This window comes from Kitasatospora sp. NPDC001539, from assembly GCF_040298565.1.
GTDB lineage: Bacteria > Actinomycetota > Actinomycetes > Streptomycetales > Streptomycetaceae > Kitasatospora.
The window spans coordinates 1-17,294 of record NZ_JBEPAK010000022.1 but is presented as its reverse complement, the minus strand read 5'-3'; the positions used below and the strand labels follow the sequence as shown (position 1 = coordinate 17,294).

Annotated in this window: 15 protein-coding genes; 9 read left to right on the top strand and 6 right to left on the bottom strand. The window is 73.2% G+C overall.

Annotated features, from left to right (window positions below):
• The first annotated feature begins 45 nt into the window (after positions 1 to 45).
• Positions 46 to 744, top strand: coding sequence for a DUF4191 domain-containing protein (locus ABT247_RS06600; RefSeq protein WP_392897055.1), 699 nt, complete (start codon positions 46 to 48; stop codon positions 742 to 744).
• A gap of 182 nt (positions 745 to 926) precedes the next feature.
• Here the strand turns inward: ABT247_RS06600 and ABT247_RS06595 are convergent, their stop codons facing one another.
• Positions 927 to 1,394, bottom strand: coding sequence for an RDD family protein (locus ABT247_RS06595; protein ID WP_350738934.1), 468 nt, complete (start codon positions 1,392 to 1,394; stop codon positions 927 to 929).
• Between the two features lie 286 nt (positions 1,395 to 1,680).
• On the opposite strand from ABT247_RS06595, the gene glnA reads away from it, so the two are divergent.
• Both glnA and ABT247_RS06585 read left to right on the top strand, forming a co-directional pair.
• Entirely contained in the window at positions 1,681 to 3,093 is a 1,413-nt protein-coding gene (gene glnA / locus ABT247_RS06590) for a type I glutamate--ammonia ligase (RefSeq protein WP_350738931.1), read from the top strand.
• Between the two features lie 275 nt (positions 3,094 to 3,368).
• Entirely contained in the window at positions 3,369 to 3,659 is a 291-nt protein-coding gene (locus ABT247_RS06585) for a hypothetical protein (RefSeq protein ID WP_350738928.1), read from the top strand.
• Between the two features lie 236 nt (positions 3,660 to 3,895).
• Here ABT247_RS06585 and ABT247_RS06580 read toward each other — a convergent pair whose 3' ends face one another.
• The 5 genes from ABT247_RS06580 to ABT247_RS06560 form a co-directional block, all read right to left on the bottom strand.
• Positions 3,896 to 4,600 (bottom strand): GNAT family N-acetyltransferase, encoded by a 705-nt coding sequence (locus tag ABT247_RS06580; RefSeq protein WP_350738925.1) that lies wholly within the window; start codon positions 4,598 to 4,600, stop codon positions 3,896 to 3,898.
• A complete protein-coding gene (locus ABT247_RS06575; protein ID WP_350738922.1) occupies positions 4,590 to 6,644 on the bottom strand; it encodes a penicillin acylase family protein in 2,055 nt (684 codons plus the stop codon). The genes ABT247_RS06580 and ABT247_RS06575 overlap by 11 nt, the downstream gene beginning before the upstream one ends.
• Positions 6,641 to 7,465 (bottom strand): ABC transporter ATP-binding protein, encoded by an 825-nt coding sequence (locus tag ABT247_RS06570; protein ID WP_350738919.1) that lies wholly within the window; start codon positions 7,463 to 7,465, stop codon positions 6,641 to 6,643. Before ABT247_RS06570 ends, ABT247_RS06575 begins: the two co-directional genes overlap by 4 nt.
• A 62-nt stretch (positions 7,466 to 7,527) precedes the next feature.
• A complete protein-coding gene (locus ABT247_RS06565) occupies positions 7,528 to 8,559 on the bottom strand; it encodes a FecCD family ABC transporter permease (protein ID WP_350738917.1) in 1,032 nt (343 codons plus the stop codon).
• Entirely contained in the window at positions 8,556 to 9,611 is a 1,056-nt protein-coding gene (locus tag ABT247_RS06560) for a FecCD family ABC transporter permease (protein ID WP_392897054.1), read from the bottom strand. The genes ABT247_RS06565 and ABT247_RS06560 overlap by 4 nt, the downstream gene beginning before the upstream one ends.
• Positions 9,612 to 9,832: 221 nt before the next feature.
• Here ABT247_RS06560 and ABT247_RS06555 point away from each other — a divergent pair, with 221 nt between their 5' ends.
• The 6 genes from ABT247_RS06555 (at position 9,833) to ABT247_RS06530 (ending at position 17,192) form a co-directional block, all read left to right on the top strand.
• On the top strand, positions 9,833 to 10,888 hold the full coding sequence (locus ABT247_RS06555; RefSeq protein ID WP_350738914.1) for an ABC transporter substrate-binding protein: 1,056 nt from the start codon (positions 9,833 to 9,835) through the stop codon (positions 10,886 to 10,888).
• 5 nt (positions 10,889 to 10,893) lie between these two features.
• Complete coding sequence (locus tag ABT247_RS06550; protein WP_350738911.1) at positions 10,894 to 11,796, top strand: siderophore-interacting protein; 903 nt, start codon at positions 10,894 to 10,896, stop codon at positions 11,794 to 11,796.
• Between the two features lie 170 nt (positions 11,797 to 11,966).
• Entirely contained in the window at positions 11,967 to 13,484 is a 1,518-nt protein-coding gene (locus tag ABT247_RS06545) for a pyridoxal phosphate-dependent decarboxylase family protein (RefSeq protein ID WP_350738908.1), read from the top strand.
• A 50-nt stretch (positions 13,485 to 13,534) separates the two neighbouring features.
• Positions 13,535 to 14,827 carry a lysine N(6)-hydroxylase/L-ornithine N(5)-oxygenase family protein gene (locus tag ABT247_RS06540; RefSeq protein ID WP_350738905.1) on the top strand — a complete coding sequence of 431 codons (1,293 nt, stop codon included), beginning with the start codon at positions 13,535 to 13,537 and terminating at the stop codon, positions 14,825 to 14,827.
• The gene (locus ABT247_RS06535) at positions 14,824 to 15,402 is read left to right on the top strand and encodes a GNAT family N-acetyltransferase (RefSeq protein WP_350738902.1); all 579 of its coding nucleotides are present in this window, start codon (positions 14,824 to 14,826) and stop codon (positions 15,400 to 15,402) included. Before ABT247_RS06540 ends, ABT247_RS06535 begins: the two co-directional genes overlap by 4 nt.
• A complete protein-coding gene (locus tag ABT247_RS06530; RefSeq protein ID WP_350738900.1) occupies positions 15,399 to 17,192 on the top strand; it encodes an IucA/IucC family protein in 1,794 nt (597 codons plus the stop codon). Before ABT247_RS06535 ends, ABT247_RS06530 begins: the two co-directional genes overlap by 4 nt.
• Positions 17,193 to 17,294: the final 102 nt, after the last annotated feature.

The following is a 17,294-nucleotide window of genomic DNA, read 5'->3' as shown; positions in this document are numbered from 1 at the left end:
GAACGGGTACCCGGGCTTGGATATCCCGTACCCGTGCCACGTACCATGAGCGTTATGGCGAGGGAAACATCCGAGAACCCCGGGCGACTGAAGCAGATCCGCCTGGCGTACACCATGACCAAGAAGGTCGACACCAAGATCGGCCTGATCATCGCCGGCGTCGGCCTGCTGACCTTCGGCGTGTTCCTCGCCATCGGCTTCGCGATCGACCACCCCATCTACCTGGGCATCCTGGGCTTCATCGTGGCCGTCCTGGCCATGGCGATCGTCTTCGGGCGCCGGGCCGAGCGCGCCGCGTTCGGTCAGATGGAGGGGCAGCCGGGTGCGGTGGCGGCGGTGCTGAACAACATCCGGCGCGGCTGGAGCTCCAGCTCCACCCCGGTCGCGGTCACCCGCAACCAGGACGCGGTCTACCGCGCCGTGGGCCGGGCCGGCATCGCGCTGATCGGCGAGGGCAACCCGAACCGGGTGCGCCAGCTGCTGGCCTCCGAGAAGAAGAAGATGGCCCGGGTCGTCGGCGACGTGCCGGTGCACGACATCGTGGTGGGCAACGGCGCGGACGAGGTCCCGCTGAAGAAGCTGCAGATCCACCTGATGCGCCTGCCCCGCGCCATCACCCCCGCCCAGGTCACCGAGACCAACGACCGCCTGCGCGCGCTGGGCGACCTGCTCTCCAAGGCGCCGATCCCCAAGGGCCCGATGCCCAAGGGTGCACGGATGCCCAAGGGCGGCCAGGTCCGCTGACCGTCCCCCAACCGCACGAGAACGGCCCCGCTGATGTCCTCAGCGGGGCCGTTCGGCGTTCAGCCCTCGGGGGTGGCCGGGGGGCGGTGCCGTCGACGGGGGCGGTGCGCGGTGCCGGGGGTCCGGTGCGCGGTGACGGGTCCGGCGCGCAGCGATCGAGGGCGGCGCGCGGCGGCGTCAGGTCAGATCCGGACCTCGACCGTGCCGACCGCCTTGTCGTGCAGGCCGCGGGTGTCGCGGTCCCAGACCAGCGCCGGCACCACCAGGCAGAGCAGGACGGTGCGCAGCAGGATCTGCGGGATGGTCGCCCGGCGGCCGTCCAGGCGGACCACCCGCAGGCCGAACAGCCGCTTGCCGACGGTCGTGCCGGTCGTGGCGAGCAGGACGGCGGCGACCACGAAGTAGAGCGGGAGGGTCCACAGGTTGGCCTCGGCCTGGTCCCCCTTGGCGATCAGGCCGTAGGAGATCAGCGAGACCAGCCAGCCGTCCACGAACAGGGAGCCGATCCGTCGGCCCGGGCCGGCGATCGAGCCGGGGCCCTCCTGCGGCAGCCCGAGGCGCTCGCCGCGGTAGCCGAAGTCGGCGCCCATCTTCTCGGCGGCCGCCTTCGGGCCGTCGATCCACGATCCCAACGCTTCTCTGGTGTCCACGAATCCACACTAACCGGGCTCACCCCGGACACCCCCACCGGCTCCCCTCCGGGCGGGGCGTGGTGCCGGGCCCGTCCCCTACCGGGTGAATCGCGATCTCCGGGCTTACCAAGTGGTCCAGACCACTGCCCGACGACCCCCCAGGTCGGCGGGGCGATTTGCCCCGGCCCGTACACCTTTGCCGCCCACTCGGCGGACGCGGTTAACATCGAGGAAACGAGCGGGTCACCGGCCGGAAACGACCCATTCCTAGGGTGAGCCCCATTCGCTACGCCGAGGAGGATGGATGTTCAACAGCGCCGCCGAAGTGAAGCAGTTCATCCAGGACAACGACGTGAAGTTCGTCGACGTCCGGTTCTGCGACCTGCCGGGCGTACTGCAGCACTTCTCCGTACCTGCGGCGACCTTCGACCCGTCCGAGACCCTGATGTTCGACGGTTCGTCGATCCGCGGCTTCCAGGCCATCCACGAGTCCGACATGGCCCTCGTGCCGGACCTCGCCACGGCCCGCCTCGACCCCTTCCGGGCCGAGAAGCACCTCAACATCAACTTCTTCATCCAGGACCCGGTCACCGGCGAGGCCTACAGCCGCGACCCCCGCAACGTCGCCAAGAAGGCCGAGGCCTACCTCGCCTCCTCCGGCATCGCCGACACCGCCTTCTTCGGGCCCGAGGCGGAGTTCTACGTCTTCGACTCGGTCCGCTTCGAGACCAGCGCGAACGCGTCCTTCTACCACATCGACTCGGAGGCCGGCGCCTGGAACAGCGGCGCCGCCGAGGGCGACGTGCGCGGCTACAAGGTCAAGTACAAGGGCGGCTACTTCCCCGTCCCGCCGGTGGACCACTTCGCCGACCTGCGCGCCGAGATGTCCCTGGAGCTGGCCAAGGCCGGCCTCGAGGTCGAGCGCCAGCACCACGAGGTCGGCACGGCCGGCCAGGCGGAGATCAACTACAAGTTCAACACCCTGCTGCACGCGGCCGACGACCTGATGCTGTTCAAGTACATCATCAAGAACGTCGCCTGGCGCAACGGCAAGACGGCCACCTTCATGCCCAAGCCGATCTTCGGCGACAACGGCTCGGGGATGCACGTCCACCAGTCGCTGTGGAGCGACGGCTCGCCGCTCTTCTACGACGAGCAGGGCTACGCGGGCCTGTCCGACACCGCCCGCTACTACATCGGCGGCCTCCTCCGGCACGCCCCCTCGCTGCTGGCCTTCACCAACCCGTCGGTGAACTCCTACCACCGCCTGGTGCCGGGCTTCGAGGCGCCGGTCAACCTGGTGTACTCGCAGCGCAACCGCTCGGCCGCGATCCGCATCCCGATCACCGGCTCCAACGCCAAGGCCAAGCGCATCGAGTTCCGCGCGCCGGACCCGTCCTCCAACCCCTACCTGGCCTTCTCGGCCATGCTGATGGCCGGCCTGGACGGCATCCGCAACAAGATCGAGCCGCTGGAGCCGGTCGACAAGGACCTCTACGAGCTCGCCCCCGAGGAGCACGCCAACGTCCCGCAGGTGCCCTCCTCCCTCCCCGCCGTCCTGGAGGCCCTCGAGGCCGACCACGAGTACCTCCTCGCCGGCAACGTCTTCACCCCGGACCTGATCGAGACCTGGATCGACTTCAAGCGCAACAACGAGATCGCCCCGATCGCCCTCCGGCCGCACCCGCACGAGTTCGAGCTGTACTACGACCTGTAGAGCCGCTCCGACCTGCGGGGACGCAGGTCGATCCCTCATCGTTTCCGCAGGTCGGCTCCTTGCCGACCTGCGGAAACGTGTTCGCCGCTGCCTGGGCAGGACGTGCCCGGTCGATCATGTGCGGAGCCGGACGGTGAGGGCCGCGCGTCAGGGACGGCAGTCGTCGGAGCCCCGGCGGCAGGCGGAGTTGGGCGGGAGCGGGCTGCGGCCGGCGGCGCGTTGCAGCGGGTAGTGCTGGGGCGAACCTTCGGTTGGTGGCCGACGATAATGCCCTGGTGAAGACCCGGACGGACCGCCTCCCGCAGATACCCTTCCGGTACGACGCGCTGCCGCCCGACGGCCCGTGGATGACGCAGGAAGAGGCAGCGGCCTACCTCGGTGTCGGGCCATACCACCTGAACTCCCTGATCGGTAACACCCACCGGATCGAAATCGTCCGCACCACCACCGACAGGAAGTTCGCCTGCACGCGTGCCAGCGTCGAGGCGGAGAAGGAGTGGCGCGACACCGCCAAGGTCCGGCGGAAGGCCCTGCGCCTGATCGGGGACTGGTTCAAGCAGTTCTGACGGGTGGTCGGCGAGGAGCCGGTCCGGTCCCGGGCAGGCCGAACGAACGGCAGGAGCCACTGCCGCCCCGGTCGACGGCACCCTCCAGGGGATCGGGCGGGTCACCGCCTCGGGCTCGGGCACCCGGCCGGTCCCTGCTGCGGCTGCTGATTCCCGAGGTGCTGCCGCTCCTCCGGGGGGGGCGGCGTGCGGCCCGGCCGGTTGGTGTGGCGCCGGCCGGGCTGCGCGTCGTGGGGTCAGTTCTGGACGAGCCTGCCCGCGGCGAGGCCGTCGGGGACGGCCACGAGGTCGCCGTCGTCGCCTGCGACGACGCGGCGGTCTGCGGCAGCGAGGGCCTCGGCGCGGTCGCGGGTGAGCAGGACCAGTTGGGCGCGCTTCTCGGCGAGATCGAGCTGGGGGCCGGGCTCGAAGCCGCTGCGCAGCAGGCGGGCGACCGACTTCTCGTTGCGGACGTCCGGCTCGGCGACGATCCGGCGCACGTAGGGGTCGGCGAAGAGGAAGGCGATGAGGACCGCGATCAGGTGGTGGGTGTAGCCGCGCCGGGGGGCGTCGGCGGGGGCGACGAGCAGGTGCACGCCGAGGTCGCCGTCCTGGACGGGGTAGTGCTCGCCGAGCGGGTCGTGCTCGGGCAGGTAGGTCTGGAAGAGCGCGGCGGGCGCACCGTCGTGCCGGACCAGGTAGGCGTGGTGGGTCTCGAGGGAGTCGACGAACTCGTAGGTCTCCCGGACCTGCTCGCGGGTCCTGCCGACCATGCCCCAGAAGCGGGCGCGCTCGTCGTCGACCCAGGCGTGCACCACCTCGGCGTCGGCCGCCGGGTCCAGCGGGCGGATGGTCACCGTGCCGAAGCCGGGGACGGTTCGCTCGAACCGGGCGCCGTCCGGCGAGCGGTGGTCGACGGCGGGGCGGTCGGTCGCGGTCCGGTCTGTCCGGTCAGTGGCCACTGTTCTCCTCGGTGAGTCTGGTCCAGTCGGTGACCACCGGGGTCAGCGCGCCGCTCAGCCAGAGCGGGTGCTGGTCCCGGTGGTGGGGGTGGCCCGGGTCGCCGTGGGCGCCGTGCGGCACGATCCAGGCGCTGCGCTCGCGGTCGGCGAGGTCCCAGACCAGGCGGGCGGCCGAGGCCCGGGCGCTGAGGTCGGTGATCCCGGGGACGCAGGAGGTGGCGAGCACGCAGTCGTGGTCGCCGGCGAGCGCCGGGCCCGGCCGCGCCTCCTCGGCGGGCAGGGCGGACCAGGCGTGGAGCCGGTGCCGCTCGCCCCAGGTCTCGCCGGTCGGCCCGGCGGCGGCCAGTTCCTCGACGGCGGCGCGCACCAGGGCGGCCGGGTCGATGCCCGGCAGCAGTCCGGTGCCGAGCACGTGTGGCAGGGCGAAGCCGATCCTGGCCGTGGCCGACAGCCAGGGGGCGAAGACCGGCGGCAGGCCGTCCGGCGCGGCGAGCCCGGCCAGCTCCGGGGTGGCCGCGTAACGGCGCACCACGGCCGAGCGCAGCTCGGCGTAGCGGGCGGCGGTGACCGAGTCGGCGTCCATCCTCCGGTCCCAGGCCAGGAGTTCGGTGCGCAGCGCGGCCGCCTCGGGGCCGAGGTCGGGCAGCGTCGCGAGCAGGTCGAGCAGGGGCGCGGCGGAGGCCAGGTGGGTGTCGGTGTGGACGGCCGCCATCCGCTCGGTGGTCCAGCCGGTGCCGTCGGCGAGCAGCTCGGCGATCCGCTCCGCCCGGTACGGGGCGCAGAACTCGATGCCCAGCGGCCCGGCCAGGCCGCGTTCGTTGGCCATGACGGCGGCGCCGCGCACCTCGGCCCGGGGCAGCGGCTGCCAGCCGTGCCACTCGTGGCCGGGCTCCCAGGCGGGTACCGGCCGGACCAGGTTGCGGGGGTCGCGCGCCGGGACGGCCCCGGCCACCCGGTGCAGCAGGCCGCCGGCGGTGTCGGCCGCGAGGACGACGTTGACCGGCTCGGCCCAGCCGTCCAGGGCCCGGTCGAGGTCGCCCACCGTACGGGCGCGCAGCAGCGCGGGCAGCACCTCGAAGCCCAGCCGTGCGGTGACCCGGGGCGGGTACCGGAGGCTGACCGCCCGGCCGTCGCCGTCCGGGCCCCCGGCGATCACCGGGCCGCGTTCGGTCTCCACCACCTCGACGGCGACGGGCTCGGCCCCGGCGACCTCGACGGTCTCGGTGTGCGCCTCGGCCGGGTGCCAGCCGTCCGGGCCGCGCGCCTCGACGCCGGCCGGGGTGCGGCGCAGCCGCTCGTGGTAGAGGTCCTGGTAGTCGGCCATGGAGTTGGTGATGGCCCAGGCGACCTCACCGGTGTGGCCGAAGTGCGCGATGCCGGGCACGCCGGGCACGGCCAGGCCGACCACGTCGTACTCGGGGCAGGCGAGCCTGATCTGCTGGTAGACGCCGGGGGTCTCGATGAAGCGGTGCGGGTCGCCCGCGATCAGGGCGGCGCCCGCCGCGGTGCGCTCGGGGGCCACCAGCCAGCCGTTGCTGCCGGAGGCGGGCAGGCCGTCGGTCGCGAACAGGTGCACCGCGTCCTCGCCGAGCACCCGGGCGACCCTGTCCCGCCAGAGCTTGCCGGGGAAGCCGGCGAACAGGATGTGGTGGGAGAGCCAGAGCGCCAGGGGCGTCCACTCCTCCCACCGGCCGGGGGCGAGCCCGGCGGCGGCGAACTCCGGGGCCCGGCGGGCGCTCTCCCGCAGCCCCTCGTTGACCCCGGCGACGTACGCGCGCACCCAGGCGGCGGTCGGCTCGTCCAGGGCGGCGAAGCAGCGGCGGGCGGTGTCGGCGAGCCGGGCCCGCCGGGCGAAGACGTCCCAGTCGAGGTGGTCCGGGCCGAGGAAGGCGGCCGAGCTGCCCTGGGCGCGGTGGCGCTCGACCTCGAGCTGCCAGGCGCGGTCGGTGGCGGCGTTGCGGCCCTGGGCGCGCACCAGGGCGAGCGGGTCGGCGGCCCGCAGGTGCGGGATGCCGTGGGCGTCGCGGTGGACCCGGGCGGTCACTTGGCGCCCACCGCCCGGGCCGGGGTGCGGCGGCGGGCCAGCGGGACGACCAGCGGGGTGCCGCTCTCCGGGTCCTCGACGATCCGGCAGGGCAGGCGGAAGACCTGCTCGACCAGTTCGGCGGTGACCACCTCCTGCGGCGGCCCGGCGGCGAGCACGGCGCCGTCCCGCATGGCGATCAGGTGGGTGGCGTAGCGGGCGGCCTGGTTGAGGTCGTGCAGCACGGCGACCAGGGTGCGGCCCTGGTCCTCGTGCAACCGGGCGCACAGGTCGAGGAGTTCGACCTGGTGGGCGATGTCGAGGTAGGTGGTGGGTTCGTCGAGCAGGAGCAGCGGGGTCTCCTGGGCGAGTGCCATCGCGATCCAGACCCGCTGGCGCTGGCCGCCGGAGAGCTCGTCCACCATCCGTTCGGCGAGTTCGCCGACGCCGGTGGCCGCCATCGACTCCTGGACCACCCGCTCGTCCTGCTCGGACCACTGGCGCAGGAGGCCCTGGTGCGGGTACCGGCCGCGCGAGACCAGTTCGCCGACGGTGATGCCGTCGGGGGCGACGGAGGACTGCGGCAGCAGGCCGAGGGTGCGGGCGACGTGCTTGGCGGGCAGGCGGGCGATGTCGGCGCCGTCCAGCAGCACCTGACCGGAGGTGGGGCGCAGGGTGCGGGCCAGCGCCCGCAGCAGGGTGGACTTGCCGCAGGCGTTGGGGCCGATGATCACGGTGAAGGAGCGGTCCGGGACGGCGACCGAGAGGTTCTCCGCGATGGTCCGCTTCTCGTAGGCGAGGGTGAGCCCCCGGCCCTCCAGTCGTGCCGCCTGCGGCGTCATCGCGGTCTCTCCGTCCGTTCGGTGTCGCTGGGTCGTCGTACGCACTGCCGGGTGGCGGCGGGTCATATCCGCCCCGCGCGGCGCTCGCTCGCCAGCAGCCGGACCAGGTAGCCGCCGCCGAGCACGCCGGTCACCACGCCGACCGGCAGCTGGTGGCCGGTGAAGAGGCGCTGGGCCGCCCAGTCGGCGGTGGCCAGCAGGGCGGCGCCGGTCAGCATGGCGACGACGAGGTTCGGGCCGGGGGCGCGGGTGATCCGCTTGGCGAGCTGGGGGGCCGTCAGGGCGACGAAGGAGACCGGCCCGGCGGCCCCGGCGGCCAGCGAGGCGAGCACGACCGCCGAGGCCAGCAGGGCGAGCCGCAGCGGCTCGACCCGGACGCCGAGGCCGGCGGCGGTGTCGTCGCCGAGTTCGAGCAGGTGCAGGGCGCGGCCGCAGCCGAGCACGGCGAGCGGGCCGAGCACCGCGAGCGCGATCAGCAGCGGCATCGCGTCGGACCAGCCCCGGCCGTCCAGACTGCCCGTCAGCCAGAGCACGGCGCGGGCGGCGTCCATCAGCTTGGCCTGGGTGAGCAGGTAGCCGTTGACGCCGGTGAGGATGGCGGCGGTGCCGATGCCGACCAGGACCAGGCGGCCGCCGTGGAGTCCGTCCCGCCAGGCCAGCCCGCAGACGGCCGCCCCGGTGAGCACGCCGCCGGCCACCGCTCCCCCGGCCAGCGCGAGGCTGCCGCCGCCGGCCACCACCACGGTCAGGGCGCCGCAGGCGGCGCCCTGGGTGAAGCCGAGGACGTCCGGGCTGCCGAGCGGGTTGCGCACCAGGGACTGGAACAGCGCCCCGGCCAGCGCCAGCGCGGCGCCGACCAGCAGGGCGGTGACCACCCGGGGCAGCCGCAGCTCGTTGACGATGAAGTCCTGGGCCGGGGTGCCGCCGCCGGTGAGCGCGCGGAGCACCTCGCCCGGGCCGAGCGGGTAGTCGCCGCTGCCCAGCGCCAGCACGCCGACCAGCGCCGCGAGCAGCGTGCAGCCGATCCCGGCCGCGAGGGCGCGGGAGCGGAAGCGCAGCGACCACCCCAGCCGGGGGATGCGGATCGTGGTCATACCCGGGCCACCTTTCCGCGGCGGGCGAAGTAGAGGAAGAACGGGCCGCCGAGGACGGCGGTGACCACACCGACCTGCACCTCGCCGGGGCGGCCGAGCACCCGGCCGAGCACGTCGGCGCCGAGGAAGAGGGCCGGCGCGAGCACGACGCTGTACGGGAAGAGCCAGCGCAGGTCGGGGCCGGTGAGGGCACGGACCAGGTGCGGCACCATCAGGCCGACGAAGACGATCGGCCCGCAGGCCGCCGTGGCGGCGCCGCAGAGCAGTGTGACCGTGAGGATGGCGGCGGCGCGCACGGCGGCGGGCCGGGCGCCGAGCGCCTTGGCGGCCTCGTCGCCGAGGGCCAGCGCGTTGAGCGGTCGGGCCGTCAGCAGGGCGAGCAGCAGGCCGGCCGCGACGAAGGGCAGCACCTTGAGGACGGTCTCCGGGCGGGCGTCCGCCAGCGAGCCGACGGTCCAGAACCGCATCCGGTCCATCGAGGTGGTGTCGAGCAGCATCACGGCGCTGACGTAGGAGTACAGCGTGGCGTTGAGCGCCGCGCCGGCCAGCGCCAGCCGTCCGGGGGTGGCGGCCCGGCCTCCGCCGACGACGTAGACGGCCACCGAGACGGCGGCCGCCCCGGCGAGCGCGAACCAGACGTACCCCGCGAAGGTGGCCACGCCCAGCAGCGAACTGGCCGTCACCACGGCGGCGGAGGCGCCCGCGTTGATGCCGAGCAGTCCGGGGTCGGCCAGCGGGTTGCGGGTGAGCGCCTGCATCACGGCTCCGGCCAGGCCCAGGCCCGCGCCGACCAGCAGGCCGAGGAGGGTGCGCGGCAGGCGCATCCCGTGCACGACGGTGTGCTCGGGGCTGCCGGGGTCGAGCAGGCCGTGCCAGGCCTGGGCGGGGGTCAGCTCCTTGGCGCCGACCGCCAGGCTCAGGGCGGCGACGGCGGTCAGCAGCAGGACGGCCGCCAGCAGGCCGCCGGTCCGCAGGCCGGTCCGGCGCCGGGTGCCGGACGCCGCCGGCGCCGTGGGACCGGGCCCGGCCGGGGCGCCCGGGGCGTCGACCACCCGCCCGGGCTGGGGCGATGACTTGGTGTCGGACACGTCGGCGACTCCGGGCTCGGCGGCGGGCGGGCGGGGCGGCCGCGGTCGTGACGAGGAGCGACCCCCGCGCCCTGGACGGCAACTAAGGTTAGGTTAACCTATCTTCCGCATGGCCCCCGGCCCCGGTACGGCCCGGCTCGGCCGTGCCCGTCGACTCCCCCCCGAACACCCGCGAGAGAGACACCGTGACGCACTCCAGAACAGCTCGTCAGTTCACCCGCCGCGGCATGCTCGCCGCCGGTGGCGCAACCGCGCTCGGCGCCGTGTTGGCCGCCTGCGGGAGCGGCGGCTCCAAGGACGCCCCGGCCTCCTCCGGCTCGGCCGGGGCCGCCGGGAAGAACGGCCCCTGGACGTTCACCGACGACCAGCCCAGGACCCTCTCCCTCCCGAACACCCCCAGGCACGTCGTCGCCTTCACCGGCGCCGCCGCCGCCCTGGTCGACTTCGGGGTGGACGCGCGGATCGTCGGCGTCTTCGGCGAGACCAGGACCGCCGACGGCAAGGCCGACCCGCAGGCCGGCGACCTGGCCGTGGACAAGGTCGAGGTCCTGGGCAACGCCTGGGGCGAGTTCAACATCGAGAAGTACGCGGCGCTCCAGCCCGATCTGCTGGTCACTCACATGTACGACCCAGGCGCCTACTGGTACGTGCCGGACGAGAGCAAGGACAAGATCCTCAAGGTCAACCCGAACGTCGCCGCGATCACCGTGGCCCGGGTGCCGATGACCCAGCCGATCGAGCACTACGCCAAGCTCGCGGAGTCCCTCGGCGCCGACCTGGGTGCCAAGAAGGTCACCGACGCCAAGGCCCGGTTCGAGGCCGCCGCCGAGAGCGTGCGCCAGGCCGCCAAGGCCGCCGGCGGGATCAAGGTGCTGGCCTGCTCCGGCAGTGCCGACCTGTTCTACGCCTCCAACCCCAAGATCAGCACCGACCTGATGTACTTCGCCCAGCTCGGTGTGGACATCATCGTCCCGGACAAGCTGGACACCGGCGGCTACTACGAGGGCCTCAGCTGGGAGAACGCCGGCAAGTACGCGGCCGACCTGCTCCTGCTCGACGACCGCAGCACCGCCCTGCAGCCCCAGGACCTCGGCGGCAAGCCCGCCTGGGGCCAGCTGCCCGCCGTGAAGGCGGGTCAGATCACGCCGTGGAGCTCTGTCCCCCGCTTCTCCTACGCCGGCGCGGCCCCGCTCCTGGAGCGCCTGGCCAAGGCCCTCCAGTCCGCCAGGAAGGTCAGCTGATCACGATGACCCGAGAGGGCGAGGTCGGGGCGGCCCCCGACGACCCGGGCCTGGTCTCCGGCCAGTTCCGCTTCTTCGACGCACAGGTGGTGCGCACCCGGCGGCTCGGCCCGACGCTGACCAGGATCACCTTCGGCGGGCCCCCGCTGGCCGGGCTCGCCTCGGGCGGGCGGGACCAGAGCTTCTCGCTCTTCCTCCCCCACCCCGGGCAGGAGGCCCCGCTGCTGCCGGACCGCACCGGGGAAGGCTGGTACCGGGCCTGGCAGGCGCTGCCCGAGGACGAACGGGCCGTGCTGCGCTCCTACACGATCCGCGCCCAGCGCCGGAACCCGGACGAGGTGGACGTGGACTTCGCCCTGCACGGCACCGGCCCGGACGACCCGCCCGGCACCGCCGGACCGGCCTCGCGCTGGGCCGCCGGGGCCGCGCCGGGCGACCGGGTGGTGCTGCTCGGACCGGCCTTCGCGGACAACCGCAGCGTCGGCTTCCGTCCGCCCGCCGACACCGACTGGGTGCTGCTGGCCGCCGACGAGACGGCACTGCCCGCCCTCGGCGGCATCCTGGACCACCTGCCGGCCGACACCGTGGTCCGCGCCTGGATCGAGGTGCCGCACCCGCAGGACATCCAGGCCCTGCCCAGCCACCCGGACTTCCGGATCACCTGGCTGGTGCGCCGATCAGGGGGCGGCGGAAGCCCGCTGGCCGAGGCGCTGCGCACGGCCGACCTGCCCGGCGGCACGCCGTACGCGTGGCTCGCGGGCGAAGCCGGCACCGTCCGGGCGCTGCGCCGGCACCTCGTCCGGGAGGTCGGGGTCGACCGCGCCCGGGTGGAGTTCTCCGGGTACTGGCGCCGGGGCACCTCCGAGGAGCAGCTCCGCGCGGAGGCCCTTGCCGCCGCCACGGCCTGACCGACCGCCACACCGCCGCAAGGCCCGTCCCCGCAGCCGGGGGCGGGCCTTCGCACTGCCCAAAACTTAGGATAGGCTTACCTAAGTCGAGCGGAACTGACCATTCCTGCCCGTTCTTCACCGTTTTCCTGCCATCTGCCGCGCCCGCATGACAGTTGAGGACTGAATCGATGAGCTTCCAAGGACCTGCCATCCAGACCCGGCCGGCCGGCAGCGCGGTGCGCGCGCGACAGCACCTCTTCAACGACCGCACCCTCGCCTCGTACCGGGACTCACTGGCCGCCGGGGTGGAGCGGGTCAGCGACCGGATGGCCCGCACCGACCGGCCGTTCAGCGGGATCACCCCGCAGCAGCTGGCCCCGGAGATCGTGGACATCGACCTCGACCGCCCGCTGGAGGACCCGGCGGCCGCACTGGACGAGCTGGAGGACGTCTACCTGCGCGACGCGGTGTACTTCCACCACCCGCGCTACCTCGCCCACCTGAACTGCCCCGTGGTGATCCCCGCCCTGCTCGGCGAGGCCGTCCTCACCGCCGTCAACTCCTCGCTGGACACCTGGGACCAGAGCGCCGGCGGCACCCTGATCGAGCGCCGCCTGATCGACTGGACGGCCGGCCGGATCGGCTTCGGAGTGGACGCCGACGGCGTCTTCACCAGCGGCGGGAGCCAGTCCAACCTCCAGGCCCTGCTGCTGGCCCGCGAGGAGGCGCTCACCGCCGCCCGCACCGTCGAGGAGCGCACCGCCCTGCTGCCCCGGCTGCGCGTCCTCGCCTCCGAGGCCGGGCACTTCAGCGTCCAGAAGTCCGCCAAGCTGCTCGGACTGAGCCCGGACGCCGTCATCACCGTGCCCACCGGCGCCGACCGCCGGATGGACACCGCCGTCCTCGCCCGCGAGCTGGAGCGCTGCCGCGCCGAGGGCCTGCCGGTGCTGGCCGTGGTGGCCACCGCCGGGACCACCGACTTCGGCACCATCGACCCGCTGCCGGCGATCGCCGACCTGTGCGAGCAGGCCGGGGTCTGGCTGCACGTGGACGCCGCCTACGGCTGCGGGCTCCTGGTCTCCCCGACCCGACGGCACCTGCTCGACGGCATCGAACGGGCCGACTCCGTCACCGTCGACTACCACAAGTCCTTCTTCCAGCCCGTCAGTTCGAGCGCCCTGGTGGTCAGCGACAGTGCGGTGCTGCGGCACGCCACCTACCACGCCGACTACCTCAACCCGGCCCGGATGGTCGAGCAGCGCATCCCCAACCAGGTCGACAAGTCGATCCAGACCACCCGCCGCTTCGACGCCCTCAAGCTCTGGCTGACCCTGCGCATCATGGGCGCGGACGCCGTCGGCAGCCTCTTCGACGAGGTGGTCGACCGGGCCGCCGCCGCGTTCGACCTGCTGAGCACCGACCCGCGCTTCGAGGTCGTCACCAGGTCGCAGCTGTCCACCGTCGTCTTCCGCTACCGCCCGGCCGGCGAACCGGACGGCGAGCACCTGGACCGCGCCAACCTGCACGCCCGGGAGGCCCTGGCCGCCTCCGGCGAGGCCGTGGTCGCGGGCACCAAGGTCGACGGCCGCCACTACCTCAAGTTCACCCTGCTCAACCCCGAGACCACGCTCGACGACATCGCGCACGTCCTCGAACTGCTCGCCGGGCACGCCGCAGGCCTCCTGGCCGAACCTGCCGCCGCCTGAAACCGCCGCCCCCGCCCCTCCCGTACCACCGCCTGCCACCGGAGACGCCCGTGTCCACCCATGACTTCATAGCGATCGGACTCGGCCCCTACAACCTGGGCCTCGCCTGTCTGACCGCGCCGATCGAGGACCTCGACGGCCTGTTCCTGGAGGAGAAGGGCCAGTTCGACTGGCACCCCGGGATGCTGCTGGACTTCGCCACCCTGCAGACCCCCTTCATGGCCGACCTGGTGACACTGGCCGACCCCACCTCGCCGTTCTCCTTCCTCAACTACCTGAAGGAGAACGGGCGCCTCTACCCCTTCTACATCCGCGAGCAGTTCTACCCGGTGCGCGCCGAGTACAACGCGTACTGCCGCTGGGCCGCCGGGAAGCTGGACTCGGTGCGCTTCGGCCACCACGTCACCCTGGTCGAGTACGACGAGGCCGAGGGCCTCTACACCGTCACCGCCACCACCGCCGAGGGCACCGCCAGCTACCGCGCCCGACACCTGGTGCTCGGCACCGGCACCCCGCCGCACCTGCCCGAGGCCTGCCGGGACCTGGGCGGCGACCTGGTGCACAACTCCGGTTACCTGGAAGCCAAGGCCGCGCTCCAGCGCAAGCGGAGCATCACCGTGGTCGGCAGCGGCCAGAGTGCGGCCGAGATCTACTACGACCTGCTGGCCGAGACCGAGGTGCACGGCTACAAGCTGAACTGGGTGACCCGCTCGCCCCGGTTCTTCCCGCTGGAGTACACCAAGCTCACCCTGGAAATGACCTCCCCCGAGTACGTGGACTACTTCCACGCCCTGCCGGAGGAGACCCGCTACCGCCTGGAGGCGGAGCAGAAGGGGCTGTTCAAGGGCATCGACGCCGACCTGATCAACAGCATCTACGACCTGCTGTACCAGAAGAGCGTCTCGGGCCCCGTGCCCACCCGGCTGTTCACCCACACCGCCCTGGAGACGGCCGACTGGGACGAGGCCACCGGCCGCTACACCCTCGGCCTGCACCACGCCGAGCAGCAGCGCGGCTTCACCCTGGAGACCGAGGGCCTGGTCCTGGCCACCGGGTACAGGTACACCGCCCCCGCCTTCCTCACCCCGGTGCTCGACCGCATCCGGCACGACGCGCACGGGCGCTTCGACGTCGCCCGCAACTACAGCATCGACACCACCGGCCGGGGGATCTTCCTCCAGAACGGCGGCACCCACACCCACAGCATCACCTCGCCCGACCTCGGCATGGGCCCGTACCGCAACTCGTGGATCGTCCGCGAGCTGACCGGCCGCGAGGTCTACCCGATCGAGAAGTCCATCGCCTTCCAGGAGTTCGGCGCCCCCGAGGGGCTGGTCGCATGACCGCCACCGACCTCCGGTACACCCGCACCGACGAGCGGCTCGGGGAGTTCGCCGTCCGCCCGCTGGACCTCGACGAGGACGCGGCCCTGCTGCACGCCTGGGTCACCCACCCCAAGGCCGCCTACTGGATGATGCAGGGGCTGTCCCCGGACGAGGTGACCGCCGAGTACCGCAAGATCGTCGAACACCCCGACCACGACGCCTTCATCGGCCTCTGGCAGGGCCGCCCGGCGTTCCTGCTGGAGCGCTACGACCCGGCCCGGGTCGAGCTGGTCGGCCTGTACGACGCGCTCCCCGGCGACGTCGGCATGCACTTCCTCTGCCCCGCCACCGAGCAGCCGGTGCACGGCTTCACGCTGGCCGTGATCACCACCGTGGTCGGCTTCGTGCTGGCCGACCCGGCCGCCCGCCGCGTCGTCGTCGAGCCGGACGTGCGCAACACGGCCGTCCACGCGCTCAACGCCGCCGTCGGCTTCGTCCCCCACGGCCCGATCACCAAGCCCGAGAAGGAGGCACTGCTCAGCTTCTGCACCCGCGAACAGTTCCTCGCCGCCACCACCGGAGCCCGCCCATGACCACCACCGACCGACACGTCGACCACCTGCGGCCGGACACCTGGGCCGAGGCCAACCGCCGACTGGTCCGCAAGGCGCTCGCGGAGTTCGCCCACGAGCGGCTGCTGACCCCCGAGCCGACGGCCGACGGCCGCTACCGGGTGCGCTCCGACGACGGCACCGTCGAGTACCGCTTCACCGCCCGGCTGCTCCGGCTCGACCACTGGCAGATCCCCGCCGACTCGGTCACCCGCCACCGCGGGGAGGACGAACTGCCCCTCGACGCGGTGGACTTCTTCATCGAGCTGCGCTCGACCCTCGGCCTCTCCGACCAGGTCCTGCCGGTCTACCTCGAGGAGATCACCTCCACCCTGGCCGGGACCGCCTACAAGCTGGACCGCGACGAGCCGACCGCCGCCGAGCTGGCCGGGGCCGGCTTCCAGGCGATCGAGACCGGGATGACGGAGGGCCACCCGGGCTTCGTCGCCAACAACGGCCGGATCGGCTTCGACGGCGAGGAGTACCACCGCTACGCCCCCGAGGCGGCGCACCCGCTGCGCCTGGTCTGGCTGGCGGCGCAGCGCGCCCACTCGGTCTTCACCTGCGGCGCCGACACCGACTACGAGCGCCACCTCGCCCAGGAGCTGAGCCAGGCCGAGCGGGACCGCTTCGCGGCGGTGCTCACCGGCCTCGGGCTCGACCCGGCCGACTACCACCTGCTGCCCGTGCACCCCTGGCAGTGGGAGAACCGGATCTCCGTCACCTTCGCCGGGGAACTCGCCGCCCGCCGCCTGGTGCTGCTCGGCGAGGGCGACGACGAGTACCTCGCCCAGCAGTCGATCCGCACCTTCTTCAACACGAGCAACCCGGGCCGGCACTACGTCAAGACCGCCATCTCGGTGCTCAACATGGGCTTCATGCGCGGCCTGTCCGCCGCCTACATGGAGGCCACCCCGGCGATCAACGACTGGCTGGCCGGACTGGTCGAGCAGGACGAGGTGCTGCGCGGCACCGGCCTGACGATCATCCGCGAGCACGCGGCGATCGGCTACCGGCACCGGCAGTTCGAGGCCGCCACCGACCGGTACTCCCCGTACCGCAAGATGCTGGCCGCGCTCTGGCGGGAGAGCCCGGTGCCCTCGCTCGCCCCGGGCGAGCGCCTCGCCACCATGGCCTCGCTGCTGCACACCGACCGCTGGGGCGGCTCGCTGGCCGCCGCGCTGGTCGAGCGGTCCGGGCTCGCTCCCGAGGCGTGGCTGCGCCGCTACCTGGACGCCTACCTCACCCCGCTGCTGCACAGCTTCTACGCCCACGACCTGGCCTTCATGCCGCACGGCGAGAACGTCATCCTCGTGCTGGACGAGGCCGGCACCGTGCAGCGGGCGATCTTCAAGGACATCGCCGAGGAGATCGTGGTGATGAACCCGGAGGCGGAGCTGCCCGAGCCCGTCCAGCGGATCCGGGCCGACGTCCCCGACCACATGAAGCTGCTGTCGATCTTCACTGACGTCTTCGACTGCTTCTTCCGCTACCTCGCGGCCACCCTGGACGAGGCCGGGACGCTGCCCGAGGACGCCTTCTGGCGCACCGTCGCCGAGGTGGTGGCCGACTACCGGGCCCGGGTGCCCGAGCTGGCCGAGAAGTTCGAGCGCTTCGACCCCTTCACCGAGGCGTTCCCGCTCTCCTGCCTCAACCGCCTCCAACTGCGCGACAACCAGCAGATGGTGGACCTGGCCGACCCGTCGGCCGCCCTGCAACTGGTCGGCGACCTGGTCAACCCGATCGCGCCGTACGCGCCGGTCCGCCGGTGACGGTGCCGGCCGTCGGGGCACGGCGGGCGGGGAGCGGCGGGCGGCCGCACCCGGGCATTGGCGTGCCGAACTCTCCTGGCAGGGGGAGCCCGGCACGGCCTC